5 protein-coding genes are annotated in these 6,216 nt (G+C 72.7%); all 5 read left to right on the plus strand.

Going from position 1 to position 6,216, the window contains the following annotated elements; translation table 11 throughout:
• Positions 1-741: indole-3-glycerol phosphate synthase TrpC (gene trpC, locus E2C06_RS34950; RefSeq protein ID WP_133293156.1), on the plus strand; the 741-nt coding region annotated here is incomplete at its 5' end.
• Positions 738-2,294, plus strand: a complete 1,557-nt coding sequence (trpE, locus tag E2C06_RS34955) for an anthranilate synthase component I (RefSeq protein WP_456305204.1) — start codon at positions 738-740, stop codon at positions 2,292-2,294. The genes trpC and trpE, both read left to right, overlap by 4 nt.
• Positions 2,294-3,700, plus strand: a complete 1,407-nt coding sequence (locus E2C06_RS34960) for a class II 3-deoxy-7-phosphoheptulonate synthase (RefSeq protein ID WP_165982881.1) — start codon at positions 2,294-2,296, stop codon at positions 3,698-3,700. The genes trpE and E2C06_RS34960 overlap by 1 nt, the downstream gene beginning before the upstream one ends.
• A complete protein-coding gene (locus tag E2C06_RS34965; RefSeq protein WP_165982882.1) occupies positions 3,697-4,629 on the plus strand; it encodes a prephenate dehydrogenase/arogenate dehydrogenase family protein in 933 nt (310 codons plus the stop codon). The genes E2C06_RS34960 and E2C06_RS34965 overlap by 4 nt, the downstream gene beginning before the upstream one ends.
• A gap of 22 nt (positions 4,630-4,651) precedes the next feature.
• Entirely contained in the window at positions 4,652-5,974 is a 1,323-nt protein-coding gene (locus E2C06_RS34970; protein WP_133293158.1) for a hypothetical protein, read from the plus strand.
• Positions 5,975-6,216: the final 242 nt, after the last annotated feature.

Below are 6,216 nucleotides of genomic sequence, written 5' to 3' on the forward strand. Positions count from 1 at the left end.
GCCGCGGTGGCGGCCGCGGCGGCTGCGGCACCGCCGCCGCGCGGCTTCGCGCCGGCGCTTCGGCGCGCGGCGGCGGCGGGTGGTGCCGGGCTGATCGCCGAGTTCAAGCGGGCCAGCCCGAGCCGCGGTGCCATCAGCGCGGCGGCCGATCCGGCCGAGGTCGCGCGCGGCTATGCGGCGGCCGGCGCCTGCTGCCTTTCGGTGCTGACGGAGGAGGCGCATTTCGGCGGCGCCGACGCCGACCTGATGGCGGCGCGCGCCGCGGCGGCGCTGCCCGTGCTGCGCAAGGATTTCACGCTCGATCCCTATCAGGTCGTCGAGGCGCGCGCGATCGGCGCGGATGCGGTGCTGCTGATCATGGCCGCGCTCGGCGATGCGCAGGCGGCCGAGCTCGAGTCGGCGGCGCGGGAGCTTGGGCTAGACGTGCTGCTCGAGGTGCATGACGAGGCGGAGCTGGATCGGGCACTGCGGCTGCGCTCGCCGCTCATCGGCATCAACAACCGCGACCTGCGCAGCCTGGCCGTGGACCTTGCCGTCACCGCGCGGCTCGCCCCGCAGGTGCCGGCGGACCGCCTGGCGATCTCCGAAAGCGGCATCGCCTCGGCCGCCGATGTCTCGCGCCTGCGCGCGACCGGCGCGCGGGGTTTCCTGGTGGGCGAAAGCCTGATGCGCCAGCCGGCCGATGCCGCGGCGCTGTGCGGCGCGGCCGGACCGGCCGCAGGGGAGCTGGTTCAGTCATGAGACGGATGGGAATGCAGGTCTGGCCGGAGCGTGACGCCTTCCTCGACGCCTACGAGGCCGGCCGGTCGCAGGTGGTCTGGACCAGGCTGGTCGCCGACCTCGACACGCCGGTCGCGGCCATGATGAAGCTCGCGGAAGGCGCGCGCCACGGCTTCCTGCTGGAATCGGTCGAGGGCGGCTCCGCGCGCGGCCGCTTCTCCTATATCGGCCTGCGGCCGGACCTGATTTGGCGCTGCCAGGGCCTGCGGGCGGAGGTGAACCGTGCCGTGCGCCTGGGCGAGGAGCACTGGGAGGTTTCGCCGCTGCCCGCGCTGGCAAGCCTGCGGGCGCTGGTGGAGGAGAGCCGGATCGCGTTGCCGCCGGGCCTGCCGCCCGGCAGCGCCAGCCTGATCGGCTTCTTCGCCTACGACTTCGCCCGCCTGATCGAACGGCTGCCGGCGATGAACCCGGACGAGCTCGGCCTGCCCGACGCCATGTTGATGCGCCCGACCGTGATCGCGGTCTTCGACAACGTGCTCGACCAGGTCACGGTGGTGACGCCGGTCTATCCGGAGCCGCGGCTCTCCGCCGGCGCCGCCTATGACCGCGCCCGCGAGCGGCTGGCCGATGTCGTCACCGATTTCGGGCGCAGCCTGCCGCGCATGCCGGTGCCGGCGCGGCCGGCGCCGCCGATCCGGCCGGTCTCGAACCTGACGCGCGAGCAGTACCGCGGCATCGTCGAGCGGGCGAAGGCCTATATCGCCGCCGGCGATGCCTTCCAGGTGGTGCCCTCGCAGCGCTTCTCCATGCCCTTTCAGCTTTCGCCGCTGGCGTTGTACCGCGCGCTGCGGCGCCTCAATCCCTCGCCCTTCTCCTTCTGCCTCAATCTCGGGGATTTCGCGCTCGTCGGCTCCTCGCCGGAAATCCTGGTGCGCGTGCGAGACGGCGCGGTGACGGTGCGGCCCATTGCCGGCACGCGCCGGCGCGGCGCGACGGTGGAGGAGGACCACGCGCTAGAGCGGTCGCTGCTGGAAGACCCGAAGGAGCTGGCGGAGCACCTGATGCTGCTTGATCTAGGTCGCAACGATGTCGGGCGGGTCGCGCGCGTCGGGACGGTCCGCGTGACAGAACGCATGGTGGTGGAACGCTACAGCCACGTCATGCACATCGTCTCGAATGTCGAGGGGCAGCTCGATCCCGCCCGCGCCGACGCGCTCGACGCCTTCTGCGCCGGCTTCCCGGCCGGCACCGTCTCTGGCGCGCCGAAGATCCGCGCGATGGAGATCATCGAGGAGTTGGAGCCAACCCGGCGCGGCTTCTACGCCGGCGCCGTCGGCTATCTCGGCGCCGACGGCAATGTCGACACCTGCATCGGGCTGCGTACCGGGCTGGTGAAGGACGGCATGCTGCATGTCCAGGCCGGCGGAGGCGTGGTCGCCGATTCCGACCCGGATGCCGAGTACGAAGAGTCCTGCAACAAGGCGCAGGCCGTGCTGGCCGCCGCGGCGGAAGCCGTGCGCTTCGCCGAGGGCGGGTACTCCGCCATGCCCGACCTGGCGGAGGTGGCACGGTGATGCCGGACCTGCCGATGTCCCCCGCCGCGCCCGGCGCGGCGACGCTGCCGGCCCCAGGCTGGAGCCCGGACAGCTGGCGGCGCCTTCCGGCGCGGCAGCTGCCGGACTTCGAGGATGCGGCGCATCTGTCCCGGGTCGAGGCGCGGCTGCGCGGCTACCCGCCGCTGGTCTTCGCCGGCGAGGCGCGGGCGCTGCAGGCGGAGCTGGCGGCGGTGGCGGAGGGCCGTGCCTTCCTGCTGCAGGGCGGCGACTGCGCCGAGAGCTTCGCGGAGTTCCACCCGGACACGATCCGTGACTCGCTGCGGGTGCTGCTGCAGATGGCGGTGGTGCTGATCTTCGGCGCCGGTACCTCGGTGGTGAAGGTCGGGCGGCTGGCCGGCCAGTTTGCCAAGCCGCGCTCCTCGCCGGTCGAGCGGCAGGGCGAGGTGGAGCTGCCGAGCTACCGCGGCGACATCGTCAACGCGCTGGACTTCACGCTGGCGGCGCGCCGGCCGGACCCGGAGCGGCAGCTGCAGGCCTATGCCCAGGCCGCGGCCACGCTGAACCTGGTGCGTGCCTTCACCGAGGGCGGCTATGCCGCGCTCAGCCGCGTGCACGACTGGTATCTCGGCTTCGTCGGGGAGACGCCGCAGGCGCGGCTCTACCAGGACGCCGCCGCGCGCATCTCCGAGGCGCTGGGCTTCATGGCGGCCTGCGGCGTGTCGGGCGACAGCACGCCGGCGGTCGCGCGCACCCGGGTCTACACCTCGCACGAGGCGCTGCTCCTGGGCTTCGAGGAAGCCATGACGCGCGTCGATTCGACCAGCGGCGCCTGGTACAACACCGCCGGGCATCTCGTCTGGGTTGGCGACCGCACGCGCGACCCGGCGGAGGCGCATGTCGAGTACCTCCGCGGCATCGCCAATCCGCTCGGGCTGAAGGCCGGACCGAGCCTCGATCCGGACGGATTCGTCCGGCTTTGCGATGCGCTCGATCCGCGGCGGGAGCCTGGGCGGCTGACGGTGATCACCCGCTTCGGCCAGGACGGCGTGGCGCGCCACCTGCCGCCGCTGCTGCGCGCCGCGCGGCGCGAGGGCCGGCGGCTGGTCTGGGCCTGCGACCCGATGCACGGCAACACCGTCACCTCCGACAGCGGCCTGAAGACCCGGCGCTTCGAGCGCATCCTGGGCGAGGTCGAGGGCTTCTTCGCGGCGCATGCGGCGGAAGGCACGCATCCCGGCGGCCTGCATGTCGAGATGACCGGCCAGGACGTCACGGAATGCACCGGCGGCAGCGGCGATGCCTCGGATGCCGGGTTGCCCGCACGCTACCGCACGCATTGCGACCCGCGGCTGAATGCGGCGCAGAGCCTCGAACTGGCCTTTCTTCTCGCCGACCGTCTCCGGCGCATGCGGAGGACGGCTTGAGCGGCGCCGCGCCGCCGCGCTTCGGGCAGGTGGCCCTGATCGGCATCGGGCTGATCAACGGCTCGATCGCGCGCGACATGCGCCGGCTTGGGCTGGCCGAGCGCCTGGTCTGCGCTGCGCGGCAGCCGGAAACCCGGATGCAGGCCCTGGCGCTCGGTCTGGCGGATGACGCGACGCCCGATCCGGCGGAAGCGGTTCGGGGTGCCGACCTGGTCATTCTCGGCACGCCGGTGGGTGCGGCGGGCGAGGTCGCGCGCGCCATTGCGCCGGCCCTGCGGCCCGATGCCATCGTCACCGATGTCGGCTCGGTCAAGGGGCGCGTCGTCGACTTCGTCGCGCCGCATCTCGACCTCACCCGCTTCGTGCCGGCGCACCCGATCGCCGGCGGTGAGCAGTCCGGGCCGGGCGCCGCGACGGACCGGCTGTTCGAGGGGCGCTGGTGCATCGTCACGCCGTCCGGCCGCACCGACCCGGATGCGGTGGAGGCGGTCGGCGGACTCTGGCGCGCGCTCGGCGCGCGGGTCGAGATCATGGAGGCGGCGCACCACGACCGCGTGCTGGCCGTCATCTCGCATCTTCCGCACCTGCTCGCCTTCAACGTCGTCAATACGGCGAGCGACGTCGAGGGCGCGCTGCAGGGCGAGGTGATGAAGTACGCCGCCGGCGGCTTCCGCGATTTCACGCGCATCGCCGGTGCCGATCCGGCGCTGTGGCGCGACGTGATGCTGCACAACAGGGCGGCGCTGCTCGAGATGATGGGCAGGTACTCAGAGAATCTGGCGGCGCTGCAACACGCGATCCGCTGGGGAGAGTCGGAGGCGCTCTACGAGCGTCTGGCAAGCGCGCACGACATCCGCCGCGGCGTCAGCCGGGCGATGATCGCGGCGTCGCCGCAGGCCGGCCGAGGCGCCGGTACGCTGAGCTGGTAACGAGGGAGCGGAGAGGGGTCACATGGATTACGCGGGTAGAGAAGGGCCGGTGGAGTATGCCGGCGAGGGGCCGGGCGGCTTCGGCCAAGGGGGCGACCAGACCGTCATCGAGGGCGGCGATAGCCGCTTCGTGGTCGAGTACACCTACGATCAGGCGGCCGATGCCGCCTCGCGCAGCGCCGATCTCGCGGTGAAGGGCGGCAACAACGAGTTCGTCCTGCATGTCGACGGTTCTGCCGGCGGCAGCGACATCTCGATCGAGGGCGGCAACAACAAGTTCGTCGTGATCTTCGACAACGCCACCGGCGGCGGCAATACCGTGCACGTGGACGGCGGCAACAACCAGTTCGTCGTCCGCTTCGACTACAGCGGCGAGCATGCGGGAGGCGACGTGGTGACCGTGGACGGCGCGAACAACCAGTACGTGGTGGCGACCAGCGTCGGCGGCGAGTCCGACGTCGCTGTCGCCGGCCCGGGCGGCGGGTTCGGCACGCTGCCCGGCGGGCAGCCCGCCGCGGAGAATGGCGGCCAGTACGACTTCAGCGCCTTCGGGAACTCGGCCGACTCGCCGCTGCTCGCCATGTTCGGCGGCGCGGCTGCTGGCGGCCAGGGGGGCGAGGCCGGCCCGGTCTACGACTTCAGCGCTTTCGGTGACCCTGATGCCAGCGGCACCGACGGCGCCGGGTCAATGGGCGGCAGTCCGTTCGGCGGCGGGGCCAACCCGTTCGGCGGCGCACCCTCCGGCAGCGACGAGACCAGCGGAGGTCCGGCCGGCGGCCAGGGGTCCGACCTGGCGAGCCTGCTGGCACAGAGCCCGTTCGGCCGCCTGCTCGACCTGCCGGGCATCGATGGGCCGGAGGACATCTTCGGCAACGTCGCCGGCGATTTCCCAGGCGGCAATCCCTTCGCGGGCACTGGCGCCACGCCCGGCAGCAACCCCTTCGCGGGCTTCGGTGGCGGGGCGAACCCCTTCGCCGGCGGCTCAAGCGGGGATCAGACCGCGCCGCCTGGCGCCGGTGACGGAGACGCCGCCGGCGGCGAGGCCAATCCCTTTGCCGGCTTCGCGGCCGGCGGGCAGACGGGCAATCCCGACTACGACTTCGGCGCCCTTCAGTCCTCCGGCGACGCCGACGCTGCCTTCGCCGCCAGTCCCTTCGGGCCGCTGATCGGTCTGCCGGGCATCGACGGCCCGGAGGACATCTTCGGCGATGGCTTCGCCGCGGCTTTCGGCGGCAGCCAGGGCGGCGATGCGGCGAGCGACGATACCGGAGGCGACGTCGGGGAAGTCGAGGTCGAGGCAGAAGCGGCCTCCGTGCCGGCGGCGGAGTTCTCGCCGATCGGCTGAACCGTCGCGGCCGGATCGCAGCATTCCGCGCCCGGCTGCTGCCGGTGCTCTCGATGCGCCCTGCGGTCCGCCGCTGCAACGAGGCTGGCCCGGGCATCCGGGCCAGCCTTCCCTTCGCAGGAGTGACGCCATGAACAAGCCGCTGCCCAACACCTTTCGCCAGGGCCCTGACGGCCGGGGCCGTTTCGGCCAGTTCGGCGGCCGCTTCGTTGCCGAGACGCTGATGCCGTTGATCCTCGAGG

The organism is Dankookia rubra, from assembly GCF_004355005.1.
GTDB classification, from domain to species: Bacteria; Pseudomonadota; Alphaproteobacteria; order Acetobacterales; family Acetobacteraceae; genus Paracraurococcus; species Paracraurococcus ruber_A.

Bases quoted from the DNA above. Each gene is read 5' to 3' on its own strand.
- trpE (WP_456305204.1), top strand. From the start codon at position 738: ATGAGACGGATGGGAATGCAGGTCTGGCCGGAGCGTGACGCCTTCCTC.
- E2C06_RS34970 (WP_133293158.1), top strand. From the start codon at position 4,652: ATGGATTACGCGGGTAGAGAAGGGCCGGTGGAGTATGCCGGCGAGGGG.
- E2C06_RS34960 (WP_165982881.1), top strand. From the start codon at position 2,294: ATGCCGGACCTGCCGATGTCCCCCGCCGCGCCCGGCGCGGCGACGCTG.